Raw genomic sequence first — 19,598 nt, 5'->3', positions numbered from 1 at the left:
GACGATCGTCGGGAAGGCACGGGGAACATGAGCGTCGCGATGCAGCAGGCAGGGGCCGTCCCGGCCCCCCCACGGGCGCTGCGGCCCGCACTGGCTGCCGTGGACCGGCTGCGCAGCGGCCCCCGCCTCGCGGTCCTCGTCGCCGTGCTCGTCCTGCCGGGCCTGCTCGCCACGGGGTCCTTCACGGTCCAGGCCGAGCACCGGCTGGCCTTCACCCGGGCCGAGCTCGCGGGGCAGTCGGTCCTCGACCCCACGCTGCTGGCGATGGCGGGCGCCGCCCGCGGCGAGCCGACCGACCTGTCCGGCGTGCGCGCCGCCGTCGCCGCCCACCCCGAGCTGGAGCTCGAGGACGCCCTGGCCACGGTCGCGGCGGCGAGCAGCGGCGGTGCCGACGCGTCCGCGCGGACCGCGGCGCTGGGCGGCTTCGCCACCGAGGTGGGCAACGCGTCCAACCTCGTGCTCGACCCGGACCTCGACTCCTTCTACGCCATGGACGCCCAGGTCGTGCAGCTGCCGCGGCTCCTGGCCGCCGCCGCGGCGGTCGGGAACGGCGAGCAGGACGCGGCGACGCGGGCCGTGGAGGCCGCCACGCTGACGAGCGCCGCCGACGCCCTGACCGCCGACGTCGAGACCGCGCGCCGCGCGGCCGGCGCGCCGCTGGACGGCCTCGAGGACCTCCTCGCCGTCGCCACCGCCGCGCAGGAGACCGCCGCCCGGCTGACCGCCCCCGCGCCCGCGCCCGTCGACGCCACCCCCGTCGCCGACGCGGCGCAGGCCGCGGTGCCGGCCGCCTCGGGCGTCCTGGGCTCGCTGCTGCACGCCCGGGAAGGGGCGCTGCGCAGCGACCGCGACGGCGTCCTCACCGCGACCGCGGTCGGCTTCCTGCTCGCGGCCTGGCTGGCCGCGGCCATCCTGTGGCGCACTCGCCGCGACGTCGGCGCGACCGTCGCCGCGGTCGCCGCGCTCGCCGACGGCCACCTCGAGGACCGTCCGCTGCCGGCCGGCCGCGACGAGTTCGGGGAGATCGCCCGCTCGCTGACGACGGCGCGGCTCACGCTGCTGCGCCAGCAGGAGCAGCTCCTGGCCTCGCAGCAGGAGCGCGAGGCCCAGCTGCAGGCCGGGTTCGAGCACCAGCGCACGTCGGAGCGCCGCACCCGGGAGCGCGCGCAGGACATCATCGACGAGAGCGCCGCCACGGTCCTGACCGAGCTGCAGGCGCTGGCCGAGCACGTCGAGGCGGTGCGGGCGTGCGCGCGCTCGATCGAGGCGCGCGTGGCGACGACGGAGGCCGTGACGCGCAGCGTCAGCGCGGAGACCGCGGACGCCGACGCCGGGGCCGCGGCGCTCGGGGCGAGCCTGGTCGAGGTGGGCGGGATGGCGCAGCTCATCGCAGGCGTCGCGGCGCAGACGAAGCTGCTGGCCCTGAACGCCACGATCGAGGCCGCCCGGGCCGCCGAGGCCGGCGCCGGCTTCGCCGTCGTGGCCGAGGAGGTCAAGGGGCTGGCCGCGACCACCGCCAGCTCGACCGGCACCATCACGACGACCCTCGCGGCCCTGGACACCGACGCCGCGCGCGTCGGGGCCGCGATCGGCAAGGTGGGCAGCGACATGGCGCTGCTGGACGAGGCGACGGCCGCGCTCGCGGGCGTCGCCGTCGAGCAGTTCGCCCTCGTCGACACGCTGCACGCCGCCCTGGGCACGACCGTCGCCCGCGTCCGGGAGCTGGCCTCCCTGGGCGAGCGGCTGGAGCGCCGCGAGGCCGAGCGGCGCCCGCTCGCGGGCCGGGTGACGCTGACGGTCGGGGACACGCGGGTGGACGCGACGCTCGCCGACCTGAGCGTCAGCGGGCTGCGCTGCCTCCTGCCCGGCCCGACGCGGCTGCGGCCGGGGGCAGCGGGTGACCTGCGCGTGGTCGTGGGCCGCCAGGAGTTCCGCGCCCCCGCCTCCGTCACCCGCCACCGCGACGGCGGGGACGGCGGCGACGAGCTCGGCATCGCCTTCGGTCAGGTCAGCCCCGACGCCCGGCGCTGCATCGACGCCCTCGTGCAGAGCGGGACGGTCTGAGGCGGCGCCTCAGCTGCCGACGCGCTCCAGCACGAGCTCGCGGACCCGGGCCGCGTCCGCCTTGCCGCGCATCTCCTTCATCACCTGGCCGATGAGCGCACCGGCGGCCTGGGGCTTGCCCCCGCGGATCTTCGCGACGACGTCGGGGTTGGCGGCCAGCACCGCCTCGACGGCCGCGGTGAGCGCGGAGTCGTCGGAGACCATCGCGAGGTTGCGGGAGGCCACGACCTCGGTGGGCGAGCCCTCGCCCGCGAGCACGCCCTCGAGGGCCTCGCGCGCGAGGCGGTCGGTCAGGGTGCCGGCGTCGACGAGGCGCTGCAGCTCCGCGACCTGCGCCGGGGTGACGGGCAGGGCGGCGAGCTCCGTGCCCTCGACGTTGGCCCGCCGGGCGAGCTCCCCCATCCACCACTTGCGCGCCGTGGCGGGCGAGGCGCCCGCGGCCACGGTCGCCTCCACGAGGTCGAGCGCGCCCGCGTTGAGGACGTCGCGCATCTCGGGCTCGGAGAACCCCCAGTCGGTGGTGAGCCGGCGGCGGCGCTCGGCGGGCGGCTCGGGCAGCGTCGCCCGCAGCGACTCGACCCAGGCCGGGTCGGGCTGGATCGGGACCAGGTCCGGTTCGGGGAAGTAGCGGTAGTCCTCGGCGTCGGACTTCTCCCGGCCCGACGTCGTCAGGCCCGTGTCCTCGTGCCAGTGCCGGGTCTCCTGCACGACCTTCGCGCCCGAGCGCAGCACGGCCGCGTGCCGGCCGACCTCGTAGCGCACGGCCCGCTCGACCGAGCGCAGCGAGTTCACGTTCTTGGTCTCCGAGCGCGTGCCCAGCGGCGCGTCGGGCGAGGGGCGCAGCGACAGGTTGACGTCGCAGCGCAGCGACCCCTGCTCCATCTTCACGTCGGAGACGTCGAGGGCGCGCAGCAGGTCGCGCAGCGTCGCGACGTACGCGCGCGCCACGTCCGGGACCCGGTCCCCCGCGCCCGTGAGGGGACGGGTGACGATCTCGATGAGCGGGATGCCCGCGCGGTTGTAGTCCACGAGGGAGTACTCCGCGCCGTGGATGCGGCCCGTGGAACCCCCGACGTGCAGGGACTTACCGGTGTCCTCCTCCATGTGCGCCCGCTCGATGTCGACGCGGTACGTGAAGGCCGGCTTCGTGCCGTCCTCGCTGGCCGGGACCTCGACGTCCAGGAACCCGTCGTAGGCGATCGGCTCGTCGTACTGCGAGGTCTGGAAGTTCTTCGGCATGTCCGGGTAGAAGTAGTTCTTCCGGGCGAAGCGGCAGTAGCTCGCGATCGAGCAGTTCAGCGCGAGGCCGATCCGGATCGCGGACTCCAGGGCCTTGGCGTTCAGGACCGGCAGGGCACCCGGCAGGCCGAGCGAGACGGGGTCGACCTGCGTGTTGGGCTCCGCACCGAACTCCGTCGGGGCGCCCGAGAACATCTTCGTCGCCGTCGACAGCTCGACGTGGACCTCGAGCCCGAGCACCGGGTCGAACTGCGCGACGGCCTCGTCGTAGCCCACGGTCTCCTCGACGGCGCTCATGCCGGGACTCCCTTCCACTCGGGGACCTGCGAGAGCAGCGACCCACCCCACTGCGCGGTCAGGCGCGCCTCGACGGCGGCCCCGACCCGGTACAGCCGGTCGTCGGCCTGCTGCGGCGCGAGGACCTGCAGACCGACGGGCAGGCCGTCGTCGGACAGGCCCGCGGGCAGCGACATGCCGGGGATCCCCGCGAGGTTCGCGGGGATCGTGGCGACGTCGCCGGCGTACATGGCCAGCGGGTCGTCGAGCTTCTCCCCCAGCCGGTACGCCGTGGTCGGCGCGGTCGGCGAGACGAGGACGTCGACCTGGCCGAAGGCCCGCGCGAAGTCGCGCTGCACCAGGGTGCGGACCTTCTGGGCGCTGCCGTAGTAGGCGTCGTAGTACCCCGCCGAGAGGGCGTAGGTGCCGAGGATGATGCGGCGCTTGGCCTCGTCGCCGAACCCGGCGGCGCGCGTCGCGCGCATGACCTGCTCGGCCGTCACGTGCTCGCCCTCGGGCGTCACCCGCAGGCCGTAGCGCATGCCGTCGAACTTGGCGAGGTTGCTCGACGCCTCGCTCGGCAGGATCAGGTAGTACGCCGCGAGGGCGTGCACGAGGTTCGGCAGGCTCAGCTCGACGACCTCGGCGCCGGCCTCGCGCAGCAGCGCGACGGCCTCGGTGAAGCGCGCGGTGACGCCCGCCTCGTACCCCTCGCCCGACAGCTCCTCGACGACCCCGACGCGGACGCCGGTCAGGTCGCCCGAGGCGCCCTGCCGCGCGGCGCCGACGACGTCGGGGACGTCGGCCGGGATCGAGGTGGAGTCGTACGGGTCGTGGCCCGCGATGACGGCGTGCAGCAGCGCGGTGTCCAGCACGGTCCGCGCGCACGGGCCGGCCTGGTCCAGCGAGCTCGCGAGCGCCACGAGGCCGTAGCGCGAGACGCCGCCGTAGGTGGGCTTGACGCCGACCGTGCCCGTGAGCGCCGCGGGCTGGCGGATCGAGCCACCCGTGTCGGACCCCACGGTGAGCGGGGCCTCGAAGGCGGCGAGCGCCGCGGCCGATCCGCCGCCGGACCCGCCGGGGACCCGCGTCGCGTCCCACGGGTTGCGGGTCGGGCCGTAGGCGGAGTGCTCGGTGGTCGAGCCCATCGCGAACTCGTCCATGTTCGTCTTGCCGAGCACGACGAGCCCCGCCGCGTGCAGCTCGCGGACGACGGTCGCGTCGTACGGCGGGACCCAGCCCTCGAGCATGCGCGAGCCGCACGTGGTGGGCATGCCGCGCGTGGTGAGCACGTCCTTCACGCCGATCGGCACCCCGGCCAGCGGGCCAAGCACGGCGCCCTTCGCGCGGTCGGCGTCGACCTCGCGGGCGCGGGCGAGCGCGGACTCGGCGGCGACGTGCAGGAACGCGTGCACGCCGGTCTCCGCGGGGCCGTCGACGGCCGCGATGCGGTCGAGGTGCGCCTGAGTGACCTCCTCCGAGGACACGACCCTGGCGACCAGCGCCTCGGACAGCCGCGCGGCGTCCCAGTGCACCAGCTCGTTCACGCTGCTGCTCACGCGTCCTCCTCGAGGATCTGGGGCACGCGGAACCGGCCGTCCTCGGACGCGGGAGCGCCGGCGAGGGCGTCGGCGGCGCTCAGGCCGGGACGCACGACGTCGGGCCGGGTGACGTTGACCAGCGGCACCGGGTGCGACGTCGCGGGAACGTCCTCGGTGACGGCGGAGGACACCTGCGCGACGGCGTCGAGGACCGCGCCGAGCTGACCGGCCATGCGGTCCAGCTCCTCGTCGGACATGTCGATGCGCGCCAGGCGCGCGAGGTGCTCGACCTCGGAACGGGAGATGACGGACACGACCGGTGAGTCTAGGGCGTGCTGCCGCGGGGGTGCGGCTCGCCGTAGATGGCGCGCAGCCACACGCCCAGCAGGACGTCGACGACGTCCGCCTCACCGACGGCGGGTCCGTGGCCCGCGAACGTGGTGTGCAGGACCCGCTCGTTCATCCAGTTCAGGGCCGTGGCCAGCTCCCGCGACGGCAGCCCGGGCGGTGCCGCGCCCCGCGCGCGCTCGGCGTCGATCTCGGCGGCCGTCTCGGTCACGAAGCGCTCCATCACCGCGCTCCAGACCTCGCGGACGGCGGGGCTCGAGGCGCGCGCCTCGGCCGCGGCGAGCGTGACGGCCCGGTGGGTGCGGAAGGGCTCCTGGATGGCCGCGATGACCTGGCGCCAGCGCCGCTCGGGGTCGGGAGCGGGGTGGCGCAGCGCCGTGTCGCGGCGCAGCCGGGCCTCGGCGACGACGGCGTCCAGGAGGGCCAGCAGCACGGCCTCCTTGGACGGGAAGTAGAAGTAGAACGTCGGCCGCGAGATGCCGGCCCCGCGCGCGAGGTCGTCCACCGAGACGTCGGCGTACGGGCGCTGCGTCAGCAGCTGCTCGGCGGTGCCGAGGATCGCGCGCTCGCGGTCGTCACCGCTGGGGCGGGCCGCGCGCCGGCCGCGGCCCGGGGTCTCGGCGGGCGTGGGTTCGGCGGGCACGGGAGGAGCCTAGGCGTTCGACACCCTGTTGACACCGTCGACGCCTCGTTGAACAGTGGTCGCATGACTGCTGAGCACGTGGACGTGCTGGTCGTGGGGGCGGGGCTGTCGGGCATCGGCGCCGCCTGCCGGCTGCGGCGCGAGGCACCCGGGCGCAGCGTGGCCGTGCTGGAGTCGCGCGCGGCCGTGGGCGGGACGTGGGACCTCTTCCGCTACCCCGGCGTCCGCTCCGACTCCGACATGTACACGCTGGGGTACTCGTTCCGGCCGTGGACGTCGCCGCAGGCCATCGCCGACGGCCCCTCCATCCGCCGCTACGTGGAGGACACCGCGCGGGAGTTCGGCGTCGACCGCCTCGTCCGCCACGGCCACCGCGTGGTCCGCGCCGAGTTCTCCTCGGCCGACGCGCGCTGGACCGTCGAGGTCGAGCGCACGAGCGAGGACGGGACCGAGACGGTCGAGCTCACGTGCGACTTCCTGTTCTCGTGCACCGGGTACTACCGCTACGACCACGGCTACGAGCCCGAGCTGCCCGGCCGCGAGCAGTTCGCGGGCACCGTCGTGCACCCCCAGCACTGGCCCGCGGACCTGGTCACCGCCGGGAAGCGGGTCGTGGTGATCGGCAGCGGGGCCACGGCCGTCACGATCGTGCCCGCCGTCGCGGGCGAGGCCGAGCACGTCACGATGCTGCAGCGCTCCCCCAGCTGGATGCTGTCGCTCTCGCGTCGCGACGCCCTCGCCGACCGGTTGCGCGGCCGGCTGCCCGAGTCGGTCGTCTACCCCCTGGTGCGGTGGAAGAACATCGCCGCGGCCACGGCCACGTTCCAGCTGAGCCGCCGCGCCCCCGGGTTCGTGCGCCGGCTGCTGCGCGAGCGGGTCGCGGCGCAGCTGCCCGCCGGCTACGACGTCGACCGGGACTTCGTGCCGTCCTACGACCCGTGGGACCAGCGGCTCTGCTTCGTGCCGGGCGGCGAGCTGTTCTCGGCCGTCCGCGGCGGGAAGGCCTCCGTGGTCACCGGCGCCGTCGACACCTTCACGGAGACGGGGATCCGCCTCACCTCGGGCGAGGAGCTGCACGCCGACGTCGTCGTCACGGCGACGGGCCTCGAGCTGCTGTTCCTGGGCGGCATCTCCCTCGCCGTCGACGGGCGCGAGATCGACCCCGCGGCGTGCGTCGTCTACAAGGGGATGATGCTCTCGGGCGTGCCGAACCTCGCGTTCGCGCTCGGGTACACCAACGCCTCCTGGACGCTGAAGGTCGACCTGGTCAGCGAGCACGTCGTCCGGCTGCTGGAGCTCATGCGGCGCCGCGGCCACGACGTCGTGGTGGCCGCGGAACCGCCGACCCCCGAGCGCCGCCCGCTGATCGACCTGGCCGCCGGCTACGTGCGCCGCAGCCAGGACCAGCTGCCGACGCAGGGCGCCACCGCCCCGTGGCTCCTGCACCAGAACTACCCGCGCGACGTCCTCCTGCTGCGCCACCGCTCCCCCGCCGACGTCGGGCTGACGTTCTCCCGGGCGACGGGCCGGGTCCCGGCGGCGACCGGTGGCTGAGACCCCGCTCGCGGACGTGCAGGAGGTCCGCGTCGCCGGCCGTCGGGTGCGCTACCGCCTCGACGGCGAGGGGGACACCGTCCTGATGCTGCACGGCATCGGCTGCAGCCTGGACGACTTCGACGAGCAGCACCGGTTGCTGCGCAGCCGCTTCCGCTGCCTGAGCGTCGACCTCGCCGGGTTCGGCGGCTCCGACCCGCTGACCGTCCCGAACACCCTGGACGGCCTCGCGGACGCCGTCGTGGCCTCGCTCGACGCCCTCGGCGAGACCGGGCCCCTGCACGTCGTCGGAAACTCCCTCGGCGGGGCCGTCGCCATGGCGGTGGCCGTGCGGATCCCGTCCCGCGTGCGCACCCTCCTGCTCGCCGACCCCGCGGGGTTCGGCCGCACCGTGACGTGGGCGCTCCGGCTGGTCGCGGTCCGGTCGCTGGCGAAGCGGCTGCTCACGCCCAGCCTCGACGCCGCACGCCGCAACCAGCGCGGCATCTTCCACGACCGCGCGATGGTCACCCCCGAGCGCGTCGATCGCGCGTTCCGGCTCGCCTCGCGCCCGCACGGACCGCAGGTCATGGCCGAGACCGCGCACGACCTCGGCACCGTCCTCGGCGTCCGCCCCGGCTGGCGGCGGCGGCTCGTCCCGGCCGTCGCGGCCCTGCACCTGCCGACCCTCGTCGTGTGGGGCGCCGAGGACCTCGTCCTGCCGGCCGACCACCTCGACGCCGTCCGCCGGCTGCTGCCGCACGCGCAGACCCACGTGTTCCCCGGCACGGGCCACATGCCGCAGATCGAGCGGGCCGCCGAGTTCGCCGCGCTCGCCGACGAGTTCTGGTCCCGGGTACGGCCCGGCGACCCCCACCCGCAGCACGGAACTCCCCCTGGAGGACGACCATGACGGACCCCGCCCCCGACGTCCCCGCGACGATGCGCGCGCAGCGCTTCCACCGCGACACCCGGACGTTCGCCGTCGAGGACGTGCCCGTCCCGGTGCCCGGCCCGGGGCAGGCCCTCGTGCGCGTCGCGTTCTGCGGCATCTGCCACTCCGACCTCAGCCTGCTCGACGGCACGTTCCCCAGCGCCAGGGTCCCCGAGGTCGTCACGCAGGGGCACGAGGCCTCCGGCACGGTCGCCGCGCTCGGCCCCGGGGTGGGCGGCTGGGCCGTCGGCGACCGGGTCGTCCCCGCCGCGGGCCGGCCCTGCCGCCGCTGCGAGCACTGCCGCCGCGGCGACTTCCCGCACTGCGACGACCTGCAGCTCATGGCCTTCGCCTACGACGGCGCGTGGGCCGAGTTCACCGTGGCCGACGCGGCCGGGCTCACCCGGGTCCCCGACGACGTCCCCCTGGAGCAGGCGGCCCTGCTCGCCGACGCGGTCGCGACGCCGTTCGGGGCCGTCGCGCACACCGCCGGCGTCCGCGTCGGCGAGGCCGTCGGGGTCTGGGGCGTGGGCGGGGTCGGGACCCACCTCGTGCAGCTCGCCCGCCTGGTCGGCGCGGTGCCGGTCATCGCCGTCGACCTCGACGAGGAGGTCCGCGCGCGGGCTCTCGCCGTGGGCGCGGACTTCGCCTTCGACTCCCGAGACCCGCAGCTCCGGGAGAAGATCGCCGCCGCCACCGGCGGGCACCTGCTCGACGTCGCCTTCGACGCGGTCGGCATCAGGGCGACCTTCGAGCACAGCCTGGCGATGCTCACCCCGGGCGGCCGCGTCGTGGGCGTCGGGCTCAGCGGGCAGGAGGTCTCCCTGGGCAGCACGCTGGCGTTCAACCTGTCCCGCAAGCAGGTCCTCGGCCACCTCGGCTACCGCAACGAGGACATCGGGGTGCTGGTGAGGCTGCTCGCCACGGGCCGCCTCGACCTGTCGCGGTCGGTCAGCGGGATCGTGTCCCTGGAGGACGTCGGCGAGGGGATCCGCCGGCTGCAGGAGCACGAGGGCCACCCGGTGCGGCTCCTCGTCCAGCCGTAGCCCCCGCCTCAGCTCCCGGACCTCCGGCGCGCGCGGTAGGCCGCGACGGCGTTGCGGTTCCCGCACGCGGTGCTGCAGTAGCGCCGGGACCGGTTGCGGGACAGGTCGAGGACGACGCCGGAGCACGCGTCGTCGGCGCAGACCGACAGGCGGGAGCCCTCGTCGGCGCGCACGACGTCGATCATGGCCATGGCCGTCTCGACGAGGATCCGCGTCGCCAGTCCGGTCTCGGGGGCGACGGCGTGCACGTGCCAGTCGAGGGCGTCGTGCCGCACGAGCTGGGGCACAGCCGCGGCCTGCGCCAGGACCCGGTTCAGCAGGGTGACGCCGTGGTCGCGCTCGCTCGTCAGCAGCTCGCGCAGCTGCGGCCGCACGTCGCGCACGGCCGCCAGCTCCGCCGCGGACCCCTCGTGCCGGCCGGTGTAGCCGAACCCGGCGTACCAGGCGCCGAGCTGCTCCGCGCTCGTCAGGGTGTCGGGCGGGCCTGCGGTGTTCACCAGGTCGACGGCAGCCTGCAGGGCCGTCGTCGTGTCATGGGTGAAGAGCATGTTGACACCTTACGGCCGCGTCCCTAGCGTCAGCACCCATGAGCGCCGTCGACGTCACCGGCGCGGCGCGCCGCCGCTCGCGGACCGGCAGCGGCCTCGTGCTCGCGGTCCTGTCCGCGGCCTCCTTCGGCAGCGCCGGGCCGCTGGCCGGTGGGCTGCTCGCGACCGGCTGGAGCCCCGGCGCCGTGGTGCTCGTCCGGGTCACGATCGCCGCCCTCGTCGTCGCACCGTTCGCCGCCGTCAGCCTGCGCGGGCACTGGAACGCGCTGCGCCGCAACACCCTGACCGTCCTCGCGTACGGCGCGCTGGCCGTCGCGGGCGCGCAGTTCTGCTACTTCTCGGCCGTGTCGCGGATGGACGTCGGCCCGGCGCTGCTCATCGAGTACACGGCTCCGGCCGCGGTCGTCGTGTGGCTGTGGCTGCGCCACGCGCAGCGACCCGGCGCCGTGACGCTGGCCGGGGCGGCCCTGGCCGCCGTGGGGCTCCTGCTCGTGCTGGACCTGTTCTCGGGCGCCGACCTCGACCCGGTCGGGGTGCTGTGGGCCCTGGGCGCCATGGTCGGCGCGACGACCTACTTCGTCCTGTCCGCCGACGACACGACGGGCCTGCCGCCGCTGGCCCTCGCCGGCGGCGGGCTGCTGACGGGCGCGGTCGCCCTCGGGCTGCTCGGGGCCGTCGGAGTGCTGCCCCTGCGAGCCACGACCGCGGCGGTGACCTACGCGGACCGCACCGTCACCTGGTGGGTGCCGCTGCTCGTCCTGGGCGTCGTCACGGCCGGCCTCGCCTACACCACCGGGGTGCTGGCCGGCCGACGCCTCGGCTCGCGGCTCGCCTCGTTCGTGGCGCTGCTCGAGGTCGTCGCCGGGGTCGTGGCCGCGTGGCTGCTGCTCGGCCAGCTGCCCGCGACCGTCCAGCTGCTCGGCGGGGTGCTCGTCCTCGCCGGCGTCGTCACGGTCAAGCTCGGTGAGCCCCGCGCCGCCTGAGGTGACGGCGCGAGGCCCTCAGAGTTCCCTCAGACGGTGGTGGGCACCGTGGCCGGGTCAGCGTCGGCCGCCGCCGCGAGCGCCGGGACGAACTGCTCCACCGCGTAGGGCAGCGAGAGCGGGCTGGAGTACCCCAGCGCCCCGGCGGCGTCGCTGTCGAACGTCGGCACGAAGACGGTCCGGCCCTCCGTGACCACCGCCAGCTGCGCGGCGACCGCGCTGGCCGTGAACTCCGCCGCGCTGCGACCCAGCACCACGAGGACGTCGGTGTCGAGCTCGGCGACGCGCTCCTCGCTCAGCTCGCCCGAGACGGGGTTCTCGTCGAAGCCGAGCTGCAGGAAGAAGTTCCCGCGCGGGTCGGTCGAGTCGAGCAGGTAGTAGCCCTGGTTGAACAGCACGACGCTGACCGTCTTGCCCGCGAACTCGGGGTGCTCGTCCGCCGCGACCCGGAAGCCGGCCTCGACCTCGTCGGTGAGGGCGTCCGCCGCGTCCGTCCGGCCGAGCGCGCGCCCGATGACGGCGAGCTCCTCCTGCCACGTCGCGGCCGCACCCGCGGCCGCGCCGGCCGCGGGGACGACGTCGCCGATGGTCGGGGCGATCGCGGAGAGCTTGTCGTAGTCGGCCTGCTGCAGGTAGGCGTAGGCGCCGATGATCAGGTCGGGCTGCAGCGCGGCGATCGCCTCGAGGTTCAGCTCCGCCTGGCCCACGGAGGCGATGCCGCCCGCCGGGAGCAGGTCGACGGCCCACGGCCGGCGCGTCGCGTCGTAGCTGCCGAGCGGGGTGCGGCTGCCGACCGGGGTCACCCCGAGCGCGAGCACGAAGTCCTCCTCGTTGTAGCCGACGGTCACGACCCGGGTGGGCGCGGCGGGGACCGTCGTGGTCCCCAGCTGGTGCTCGATGGTCACCGGGAACGCGCCGGCCCCGCCCGCGGAGGGGGTCGAGGCCGGGGCCTCCGCGACCGGGGAGTCGTCGCTGCCGCAGGCGGAGAGGGTGGCCAGCACGCCGGAGGCGGCCAGGGCGGTGAGGACGGATCGACGATGCATGAGGTGAGGCTAGCCTCACCCGCGGGTCCCGCTCCCCACCGGGCCGGAGCGGTCAGACGAGGAGCTGGGTGGTCGCGAGCTCGCGGTACAGCGGTGAGCTGTCCAGCAGCTCCGCGTGGGTGCCGCGGGCGAGCACCCGGCCGTCGTCGACGACCACGATCTGGTCGGAGTCCACGACGGTCGACAACCGGTGCGCGACGACGACCAGCGTGCGGCGGTGCGCGGCCGCGGCCAGGGACTCCCGCAGCAGCGCCTCGTTGCGGGCGTCCAGGCTGGCCGTGGGCTCGTCCAGCAGGAGCAGTTCCGCGGGCGCCAGCAGGGCGCGGGCGATCGCGAGGCGCTGCCGCTGACCGCCCGAGAGCAGGACCCCGCCCTCCCCGACCTCGGCGTCCAGCCCCTGCGGTGAGCGCTCCACCAGCTCGGTCAGCCCCACCTCGGCCAGCACGCGCAGCACCTCCTCCTCGGAGGCCTCGGGGCGCGCCAGCGTGATCGTGTCGCGCAGCGTCCCGGCCAGCACGGGCGCGTCCTGCTCCACGTAGCCGAGCCGGGCCCGCAGCTGCGCCCTCGGCACGGCCCGCACGTCGACGCCCCCGACGCGCACCGCCCCGCCGTCGACGTCGTGGAAGCGCTCGACGAGGCCGAGCAGCGTCGACTTCCCCGCCCCGGAGGGGCCCACGAGCGCCGTCCGCGTCCCCGCGGGAACGGTGAAGCTGATGCCGCGCAGGGCCGGGGTGCCGTCGGGGTAGCTGAAGGTCACGTCGTCCAGCTCCAGCAGCGGCGCCCCGGGCACGTCGCGCGCGGGGGCGTCGACGACGGCGGGGTCGTCCTCCTCCACGGGCAGGACCACGACCTCCTGGATGCGGGTCAGGGCCGCCAGCCCGGCCTGCACGACCGTCCACACCTGCAGGACCGACCCCAGCGGCCCGACGAGGGTGAAGAGCAGCAGCACGAAGGTGACCAGCTCGGCCACCGACGTCGCGCCGGACGCCACCCGCGCCCCACCGACGCCGAGGACGGCCACGAAGGCTCCCTGCACGGCGATCTGCAGCGCCGGGGAGATCAGCGCCCGCAGCTTGGAGGCGCGGACCGCGGCGACGCGGGCGCCCTCCGCGGCCCCGACGACGACGCCCAGCTCCCGGTCGGTGGCCCCGCTGGCGCGGATGGTCCGCAGCGCCGAGATCATCCGGCCCACCGCGGAGCTCATCTCCCCGACCTGCCGCTGGGTGGCGAGCTCCAGCCCCGCCAGGCGGGCCGAGACGACGCCGATGACGACGCCGGCCACGACCACCGCGACGAGGGTCACCGCGAGCAGGACGAGGTCCAGGCGGGCCATCAGCACGAGCGAGCCCACCAGCGTGAGCACCGTGCCGAGCAGGTCGAACAGCCCCGACGTCACCACGCCCGACAGCGCGGTGGTGTCGCTGCCGACGCGCGAGAGCAGGTCGCCCGAGGTGCGGGCGTCGCGCGCGGCGACGGTGATGCGCGCCAGCCGGGAGACCAGGGACGTCCGCAGGCCCAGCACGACCCCCGCGCCCGCCCGCTCCAGCAGGAACTGCCGCAGCCCGTCGACCACCGCGCCGACGAGCAGGACGGCCACCAGGAGGACCGCGATGCTGCGCAGCGCGCCGTCGCGCCCGACGACCTCGACGACCCGGCCGATCAGCAGGGGCTGCGCGAGCGACGTCACGGCCCCGACGAGGGACAGCGCGACCGCGAGGGCGATGGCCGGGCGGTGCGGGCGCAGGTGGGGCAGCAGCACCCGGCCCGCGGCGCGCAGCGGCAGGACCTCCGACGTCGCGCCGTCGGCGGCCCGGGCGGGACGGGGCGCGGTGCTCACCCCGCCATCCTCCCTCGGCGCCGGCCGGCGGGGCTCAAGGCGGGGCGCACGGCGGTCGATGGGAGGACGTGGCTCCTCCCTCGTCCTGCAGCACCGCTCCGGCCCCGCCTCCGTCCTACTGGATCGAGTCGACCGCGGCGTTCCGCGTCGTCAGCAACCTCACCGTCGGCACCCGCATCGTGGGCGCCGCGGTCCTGACCGGCCTGGCCGGTGCGGGCACCGCCCTCGCCCTCCAGCAGGTCCTCGCGGGCCAGCGCGGGCCGGGCTGGGTCGCCGGGGCCGTCGTCGTGCTCGCGGTCGCGCTGTTCGCCGCCTACTTCGTCTCCCAGATGGTCGTCATGACCCTGCGCCGGGTCAGCTACGCGCTGCAGGGCATGGCCGAGGGGGACATGACCCGCAGCATCGGCGTCTCGAGCTCCTGCGAGCTCGGCACCCTGGCCTCGACGCTGCGCCGGGCCCAGCACGGCGTCGCCGACGCGGTCGCCGTGATCTCGCGCTCGGCCGCGGCCCTCGCGAGCTCCTCGCACGACCTGAGCACGGTCTCCGGCCGGATCGCCGAGTCCGCCGAGGACGCCGCCTCCCGCGCCACCGACGTCGCGACCGCGGCCGGCCACGTGTCCGTCAACGTCCGCGCCGTCGCCACCGCGACCGCGGACATGGGGTCCTCGATCGGCGGCATCGCGACGAGCTCGGCCGAGGCGGCCGTGATGGCGTCCGCCGCGGTCAACGAGGTCCACAGCACGACCGAGTCGATCACCCGCCTCGGGGCGTCGAGCGCCGAGATCGGCAGCGTCGTGAAGGTCATCACGTCGATCGCCGAGCAGACGAACCTGCTGGCTCTCAACGCCACCATCGAGGCCGCGCGCGCCGGCGAGGCCGGCAAGGGCTTCGCCGTCGTGGCCGCCGAGGTCAAGGAGCTGGCGATGGAGACCGCCGCGGCGACCGAGGACATCTCCCGCAAGGTCGCGGCGATCCAGAACGACACCGAGTCGGCCGTGCAGGCCATCGGGCGGATCGCCACGACCATCGACCGCATCAACGACATCCAGGGCGCGATCGCCGCCTCCGCGGAGCAGCAGACCGCCACGACGGCGACCATGGGCGAGGACATCTCCGACGCCGCAAGGGGTTCGGCGGAGATCTCGGCCGGCATCGACAGCGTGGCGGGCGCGGCCCGCGGCACCACGGAGGCCGTCGGGGCCTCGCGCGCCTCGGCCGCCGAGCTCACCCGGCTCTCCGACGAGCTGAGCCAGGTCGTCGCCCGGTTCCGCCTCTCCGCCTAGGACGCAGCCGGCCCGCCCGTCAGAACGGGGGTGACTCGTCGACCGGTGACGGCGGGGGCAGGAGGGCGCGCTGGTTCCCCGTGTTCCGTCGCCGGTTCGCGGTCGCGGTCTCGTAGACGTACTGGGTCTTGAAGCGGTGGTGGCTGCGGCACAGGGGTTGCAGGTTGTCCGCGGTGGACGCCCCTTCGGGCCAGGCGATGACGTGGTCGAGGTCGCAGTCGATCGCGGCGACCCGGCAGCCGGGGCCCTGGCAGGTGTCGTCGCGGGTGGTGACGAACCGCCGCAGGGCGGCGGTGGGCCGGTAGGCGGTGGCGGCGACGTCGACGACCTCACGGGTGCCGGGGGCGAGGACCACGGCCCGCCACGCGGCGCCGGCGTCACCGGCGAGGGCGCGCGCCACGTCGGCGGGGACCGGGCCGAGGCCCGCGACCCAGCCGTCGTGCTCGTCGAGGCCGGCGAGGGTGGCCGCATCGACGGTGACGTGGACCTGGACGCTGGAGGCGGGGCGGTGGGTGCGGCCGGTGACCGGCGCGGAGTCGGTGTCGGCGGGCCTGCTCGGGTCGCTGGCGGCGGGGACGTGCCGGGTGAGGCCGTCCAGGAGCAGGTCGGCCACGGCGTCGTTGGCGCGGGTGGCGTGGTTGCGGTCGTCGGCCACACCCGCCGCGCCTTCCGCATCAGCGGTCGCGTCCGCAGCCGCGTTCGCCCACGCCCGCACCCGGATCGCGTCCGCCCGGGGTAGCACGACGGTGAGGTGGGCGTACGCGTCGTCCTCGCAACCCTCGACCTGGAGGTCGCGGGTGTCCTCGCGGCGGCGGATGGTGACGGCGACGTAGCCCGGGGTCAGTGAGGTGATGAGCCGGTCGCAGCGCTTCGACAACGCCTCGACCGGCACCCCGTCGGCGGCCCAGCCGATCGCCTCGTCGAGGAAGCGGGCGAGCACAGCAGGCCGGTCGGCGGGGTCGACGACGGGCTCCCCCTCCACGACCTGCAGGTCGACCAGCCGCCCGGCGGCGTCGCGGACCTCGGTGATCGCGGCGACGCGCCGGTCCAGGCGGGCGGCGCGGCTCTGGATCGCGTGCGCCTGCTGTGCGGTGATGCGCCCCTCCGCGACGGCCCGCCACACCGGGCCGCGGTCGGTGGCGTCGTACCAGGCCGCCCACACCACGGCCAGCGCCGCCGTCCACGACAGGCCCGCGGCGTCGGCGAACTCCGCGGTCACCAGGTCCACGGCGGCGTGGACCAGGTCCACCGGGCGCCCGGCCACGGTCAGCCCCGTGTCCTTCAGGGCCAGCAGGTCGGGGTGCTCGGAGTCGCGCAGTTCCCGCACCCGCTGCGCCAACCCCAGCACCAGCCGGGCCGAGGCGGCGTCCGCGTCACGCTTCAGCTGTTCCACGACCCCGCGCGGCGCGGCGGGAACCGCTGCGGCAGCGAGGTCGGGAACGGTGGAGGACATGACCCCATCGTACAGGCGTTCGAACCTGCTGACCAGCGTGAGTCGTTGTGACGCAACGCGATCCGTCCCCGCAGGACGTCGGTCCTCAGCGCGACAGGGCGTCGCGGACCACGGGGTGCAGGTCGCCCCAGCAGTTCACGATCCGCCGGCCGACGATGCGGTAGACCACCAGCTCCTGAGTGCTGAGGCGCCGGCCGGTCGGGGCGATGCCGGCGAAGACACCGGTGTGCGTCCCCCGGCCCACCAGGCGGGCGGCGACGGTGTCCCCGTCGACGAGGACCTGCTGCAGGTCCCAGTGGTAGTCGGGGAACCCCGTGATGACCTCGCGAACCCCGTCGACGTAGGCGGCCAGCCCGTCTACGGGCCCCGAACCGCTGACGTCCTCGGCGACGAACTCGCCGAGGTCGCCGACGCGGTGCTCGTTGCAGCACCGCAGGTACCCCTCGTACACGGCCAGGACGTCCGCACGTTCCCTTCCCACCCTGGGAGCGTTCCACGGGTCGAGGTTCCGCGCGCGCCCCGGCTCGTCCGCGGCCGCCCTCCGTCAGGCCTCGGTGTCCGAGGCGTCCGTGACGTCGGCCGGCGTCGTCGGGTCGGCCGCGCCGTCCCCCGCGTCCTCCTCGGGGGGCAGGGCCACGGCGTCCGGGCCGCCCTCGAGGAGGGCGCGGAACCCGTCCTCGTCGAGGATCCGAACGCCCAGCTGCTGCGCCTTGTCGGCCTTCGTGCCCGGGGCGTCGCCGACGACGACGAAGGAGGTCTTCTTCGAGACGCCGCTGGACGCCTTGCCGCCGCGGCTGAGGATCGCCTCCTTGGCCTCGTCGCGGGAGAACCCCGTGAGCGAACCGGTGACGACGAGGGTCAGCCCCTCCAGCGTCCGCGGGGTCGACTCGTCGCGCTCGTCCTCCATCCGCACCCCGGCGCGGCGCCACTTCTCGACGACGTCGCGGTGCCAGTCCACCTCGAGCCACTCGACGAGGGCCTCGGCGATGACGGGGCCGACGCCCTCGGTGGCGGCGAGCTCCTCCACGGACGCGGCCTCGATCGCCGCCATGGTCACGAACCGCCCCGCGAGGGCGCGCGCGGCCGTCGGCCCGACGTGGCGGATCGACAGCGCGACGAGGACGCGCCACAGCGGCTGCGCCTTCGCGGCCTCGAGGTTGGTCAGCAGGCGCCGGCCGTTGGCCGACAGCGACCCGTTCTTGTTCGTGAACAGGGGGACCCGCAGCAGGTCCTCCTCGGTCAGGGTGAACAGGTCGCCCTCGTCGGTCAGCACCCCGGCCTGCAGCAGGGCCGTCGCGGCCTCGTAGCCGAGCGACTCGACGTCGAAGGCCCCGCGCCCCGCGACGTGGAACACGCGCTCCCGCAGCTGCGCCGGGCAGCTGCGCGCGTTCGGGCAGCGGATGTCGACGTCGTCGGCGCGCTCGCGGCGCAGGGACGTGCCGCACTCCGGGCACTCGGTGGGCATGACGAACTCCCGCTCGCCGCCCGTGCGCCGCTCCACCACGGGCCCGACGACCTCGGGGATCACGTCCCCCGCCTTGCGCACCACGACCGTGTCGCCGATGAGGACGCCCTTGCGCCGCACCTCGTCGGCGTTGTGCAGCGTCGAGAGCCCGACCGTCGAGCCGGACACCTTGACGGGTTCCAGGAAGGCGAACGGCGTGACGCGCCCCGTGCGGCCCACGTTGACCCGGATGTCCAGGAGCGTCGTCGTGACCTCCTCGGGCGGGTACTTGTACGCGATCGCCCAGCGCGGCGCCCGGCTCGTGGAACCCAGGCGGCGCTGCAGCGGGACCTGGTCGACCTTGACGACGACCCCGTCGATCTCGTGCTCCACGTCGTGGCGGTGCTCCCCGTAGTGGCGGACGTAGTCGGCCACCTCCTCCAGGGTGTCGACGACCTGCGCGCGGTGCGGCACCGCGAGACCCCACGCCTCCAGGCGCGCGTACGCCTCGGACTGCGTGGCGTTCTCCAGGCCCCGGCGCGCCCCGATGCCGTGCACCAGCATCCGCAGCGGCCGGGTCGCCGTGACGCGGGGGTCCTTCTGGCGCAGGGAGCCGGCGGCGGCGTTGCGCGGGTTCGCGAAGGGCGGCCGGCCCGCGTCGGCGAGCCCGGCGTTCAGCTCCTCGAACGCCCGGACGTGGAAGAACACCTCGCCGCGCACCTCGAGGAACTCGGGCACCGGGAACTCGGCGTCGTCGTGCAGCCGGTGCGGGACGTCGTCGATGGTGCGGACGTTGAGCGTCACGTCCTCTCCCGTGCGACCGTCGCCGCGGGTCACGCCGCGCACCAGCCGGCCGTCCTCGTACACGAGGTCGATGGCCAGGCCGTCGATCTTCGGCTCGCACAGGTAGCGGGCGCCCGGACCGACCTCCTTCTCCACCCGCGCCGCCCAGGCCGACAGCTCGTCGAGGGAGAACGCGTTGTCGAGGCTGAGCATCCGCTCGGGGTGGTCCACGGCCGTGAACTCGGTCGAGAACGTGCCGCCCACGGTCTGGGTCGGGGAGTCCGGGACGCGCAGGTCGGGGTGCTCGTCCTCCAGCGCCCGCAGCTCGCGCTCCAGCGCGTCGTACTCCCCGTCGGTCAGGGGCGAGGCGTCGCGGACGTAGTAGGCGAACCGGGCCGCGGTGATCTGCTGCACCAGGTCGTCCCACCGGTGCCGCGCCGCGGGCGGGGCGCTGGAGGTCTCGGTCGTCTCGCTCACGGGCCCATCCTGCCGTGGACGTCCGACAGGCGCCCGCAGGCGACGGACCGCGTTCACCACCCGACCCCCCGCGGGACGCCTCGCGGTCGCCGCCCGTCCCTACCGTGACGCGGACCACCCCTG

General features: G+C 75.5%; 16 protein-coding genes. 6 read left to right on the top strand and 10 right to left on the bottom strand.

The window, feature by feature from the left end; translation table 11 throughout:
* The first annotated feature begins 39 nt into the window (after positions 1–39).
* The gene (locus tag GTR02_RS03405) at positions 40–2,064 is read left to right on the top strand and encodes a methyl-accepting chemotaxis protein (protein ID WP_166606075.1); all 2,025 of its coding nucleotides are present in this window, start codon (positions 40–42) and stop codon (positions 2,062–2,064) included.
* 9 nt (positions 2,065–2,073) lie between these two features.
* Here GTR02_RS03405 and gatB read toward each other — a convergent pair whose 3' ends face one another.
* Genes gatB through GTR02_RS03385 form a run of 4 tightly spaced genes read right to left on the bottom strand, consistent with a single transcriptional unit; the run spans position 2,074 to position 6,111 of the window.
* Positions 2,074–3,600, bottom strand: a complete 1,527-nt coding sequence (gatB, locus tag GTR02_RS03400; protein ID WP_166606074.1) for an Asp-tRNA(Asn)/Glu-tRNA(Gln) amidotransferase subunit GatB — start codon at positions 3,598–3,600, stop codon at positions 2,074–2,076.
* Positions 3,597–5,138 (bottom strand): Asp-tRNA(Asn)/Glu-tRNA(Gln) amidotransferase subunit GatA, encoded by a 1,542-nt coding sequence (gatA, locus tag GTR02_RS03395; RefSeq protein ID WP_166606073.1) that lies wholly within the window; start codon positions 5,136–5,138, stop codon positions 3,597–3,599. Before gatA ends, gatB begins: the two co-directional genes overlap by 4 nt.
* Positions 5,135–5,434, bottom strand: a complete 300-nt coding sequence (gatC, locus tag GTR02_RS03390) for an Asp-tRNA(Asn)/Glu-tRNA(Gln) amidotransferase subunit GatC (RefSeq protein WP_166606072.1) — start codon at positions 5,432–5,434, stop codon at positions 5,135–5,137. Before gatC ends, gatA begins: the two co-directional genes overlap by 4 nt.
* An 11-nt stretch (positions 5,435–5,445) precedes the next feature.
* The gene (locus GTR02_RS03385; RefSeq protein WP_166606071.1) at positions 5,446–6,111 is read right to left on the bottom strand and encodes a TetR family transcriptional regulator; all 666 of its coding nucleotides are present in this window, start codon (positions 6,109–6,111) and stop codon (positions 5,446–5,448) included.
* Positions 6,112–6,174: 63 nt separating this feature from the next.
* On the opposite strand from GTR02_RS03385, the gene GTR02_RS03380 reads away from it, so the two are divergent.
* Genes GTR02_RS03380 through GTR02_RS03370 form a run of 3 tightly spaced genes read left to right on the top strand, consistent with a single transcriptional unit; the run spans position 6,175 to position 9,624 of the window.
* On the top strand, positions 6,175–7,665 hold the full coding sequence (locus GTR02_RS03380; protein WP_166606070.1) for a flavin-containing monooxygenase: 1,491 nt from the start codon (positions 6,175–6,177) through the stop codon (positions 7,663–7,665).
* Entirely contained in the window at positions 7,658–8,557 is a 900-nt protein-coding gene (locus tag GTR02_RS03375) for an alpha/beta fold hydrolase (protein WP_205708557.1), read from the top strand. The genes GTR02_RS03380 and GTR02_RS03375 overlap by 8 nt, the downstream gene beginning before the upstream one ends.
* Positions 8,554–9,624, top strand: coding sequence for a zinc-binding dehydrogenase (locus GTR02_RS03370; RefSeq protein WP_166606069.1), 1,071 nt, complete (start codon positions 8,554–8,556; stop codon positions 9,622–9,624). Before GTR02_RS03375 ends, GTR02_RS03370 begins: the two co-directional genes overlap by 4 nt.
* A gap of 8 nt (positions 9,625–9,632) precedes the next feature.
* Here the strand turns inward: GTR02_RS03370 and GTR02_RS03365 are convergent, their stop codons facing one another.
* Positions 9,633–10,172 carry a CGNR zinc finger domain-containing protein gene (locus GTR02_RS03365; protein WP_166606068.1) on the bottom strand — a complete coding sequence of 180 codons (540 nt, stop codon included), beginning with the start codon at positions 10,170–10,172 and terminating at the stop codon, positions 9,633–9,635.
* A 38-nt stretch (positions 10,173–10,210) separates the two neighbouring features.
* On the opposite strand from GTR02_RS03365, the gene GTR02_RS03360 reads away from it, so the two are divergent.
* Positions 10,211–11,155: an EamA family transporter gene (locus GTR02_RS03360; RefSeq protein WP_166606067.1), complete on the top strand. Its 945-nt coding sequence runs from the start codon at positions 10,211–10,213 to the stop codon at positions 11,153–11,155.
* A 29-nt stretch (positions 11,156–11,184) separates the two neighbouring features.
* On the opposite strand, the gene GTR02_RS03355 is transcribed toward GTR02_RS03360, so the two are convergent.
* Both GTR02_RS03355 and GTR02_RS03350 read right to left on the bottom strand, forming a co-directional pair.
* A complete protein-coding gene (locus GTR02_RS03355) occupies positions 11,185–12,198 on the bottom strand; it encodes an ABC transporter substrate-binding protein (protein WP_166606066.1) in 1,014 nt (337 codons plus the stop codon).
* Between the two features lie 52 nt (positions 12,199–12,250).
* Positions 12,251–14,035 (bottom strand): ABC transporter transmembrane domain-containing protein, encoded by a 1,785-nt coding sequence (locus GTR02_RS03350; RefSeq protein WP_205708556.1) that lies wholly within the window; start codon positions 14,033–14,035, stop codon positions 12,251–12,253.
* Positions 14,036–14,103: 68 nt separating this feature from the next.
* Here GTR02_RS03350 and GTR02_RS24150 point away from each other — a divergent pair, with 68 nt between their 5' ends.
* Positions 14,104–15,318 (top strand): methyl-accepting chemotaxis protein, encoded by a 1,215-nt coding sequence (locus GTR02_RS24150; protein ID WP_166606065.1) that lies wholly within the window; start codon positions 14,104–14,106, stop codon positions 15,316–15,318.
* 19 nt (positions 15,319–15,337) lie between these two features.
* Here the strand turns inward: GTR02_RS24150 and GTR02_RS03340 are convergent, their stop codons facing one another.
* From GTR02_RS03340 to ligA, 3 genes are all read right to left on the bottom strand, one after another.
* Positions 15,338–16,771: an HNH endonuclease signature motif containing protein gene (locus GTR02_RS03340; protein ID WP_166606064.1), complete on the bottom strand. Its 1,434-nt coding sequence runs from the start codon at positions 16,769–16,771 to the stop codon at positions 15,338–15,340.
* Between the two features lie 85 nt (positions 16,772–16,856).
* Positions 16,857–17,252 carry an ester cyclase gene (locus GTR02_RS03335; RefSeq protein ID WP_166606063.1) on the bottom strand — a complete coding sequence of 132 codons (396 nt, stop codon included), beginning with the start codon at positions 17,250–17,252 and terminating at the stop codon, positions 16,857–16,859.
* Between the two features lie 63 nt (positions 17,253–17,315).
* A complete protein-coding gene (gene ligA, locus GTR02_RS03330; RefSeq protein WP_166606062.1) occupies positions 17,316–19,475 on the bottom strand; it encodes an NAD-dependent DNA ligase LigA in 2,160 nt (719 codons plus the stop codon).
* Between the last annotated feature and the right edge of the window lie 123 nt (positions 19,476–19,598).

It is taken from the genome of Kineococcus siccus, assembly GCF_009906795.1.
Lineage (GTDB): Bacteria > Actinomycetota > Actinomycetes > Actinomycetales > Kineococcaceae > Kineococcus > Kineococcus siccus.
The sequence above is the reverse complement of the archived record's forward strand: the minus strand, read 5'-3'. Positions and strand labels throughout refer to the sequence as shown.

Bases quoted from the DNA above. Each gene is read 5' to 3' on its own strand.
- GTR02_RS03355 (WP_166606066.1), bottom strand. From the start codon at position 12,198: ATGCATCGTCGATCCGTCCTCACCGCCCTGGCCGCCTCCGGCGTGCTG.
- GTR02_RS03380 (WP_166606070.1), top strand. From the start codon at position 6,175: ATGACTGCTGAGCACGTGGACGTGCTGGTCGTGGGGGCGGGGCTGTCG.
- GTR02_RS03360 (WP_166606067.1), top strand. From the start codon at position 10,211: ATGAGCGCCGTCGACGTCACCGGCGCGGCGCGCCGCCGCTCGCGGACC.
- GTR02_RS03340 (WP_166606064.1), bottom strand. From the start codon at position 16,771: ATGTCCTCCACCGTTCCCGACCTCGCTGCCGCAGCGGTTCCCGCCGCG.
- GTR02_RS03370 (WP_166606069.1), top strand. From the start codon at position 8,554: ATGACGGACCCCGCCCCCGACGTCCCCGCGACGATGCGCGCGCAGCGC.
- gatB (WP_166606074.1), bottom strand. From the start codon at position 3,600: ATGAGCGCCGTCGAGGAGACCGTGGGCTACGACGAGGCCGTCGCGCAG.
- GTR02_RS03365 (WP_166606068.1), bottom strand. From the start codon at position 10,172: ATGCTCTTCACCCATGACACGACGACGGCCCTGCAGGCTGCCGTCGAC.
- GTR02_RS03405 (WP_166606075.1), top strand. From the start codon at position 40: ATGCAGCAGGCAGGGGCCGTCCCGGCCCCCCCACGGGCGCTGCGGCCC.